The sequence below is a fragment of the Cobetia sp. SIMBA_158 genome, from assembly GCF_046566945.1.
Lineage (GTDB): Bacteria > Pseudomonadota > Gammaproteobacteria > Pseudomonadales > Halomonadaceae > Cobetia > Cobetia amphilecti.
The window spans coordinates 1-241 of record NZ_JAWJYL010000976.1 but is presented as its reverse complement, the minus strand read 5'-3'; the positions used below and the strand labels follow the sequence as shown (position 1 = coordinate 241).

General features: G+C 66.8%; 1 protein-coding gene. It reads right to left on the bottom strand.

What is annotated here, in order from left to right; translation table 11 throughout:
* Positions 1–241, bottom strand: a 241-nt coding sequence (locus R2R70_RS22725) for a hypothetical protein (protein WP_410979304.1), incomplete at both ends; no start/stop codon positions are given.

The following is a 241-nucleotide window of genomic DNA, read 5'->3' as shown; positions in this document are numbered from 1 at the left end:
CCACATAGTCGAGATCATCGGCACCATCGGCGGCGGAACCCGAACGCAGGTTGTCCTCCCCGACGGCCTCGAGCTCGACATAGGTGCCCTCCTCCCCGGCATCGCCCTCTCCCGGATCGGCCAGCGTTTCCAGCGTCTGCCCGTTGAGCGTCAGGGCCCGGCCCTGGCCATCATCGTCGCCTGCATTCGCGGCCAGGTCGACACGATAGAGCCCGCTGCTGTCCCCGGTGAAGTAGAAGTC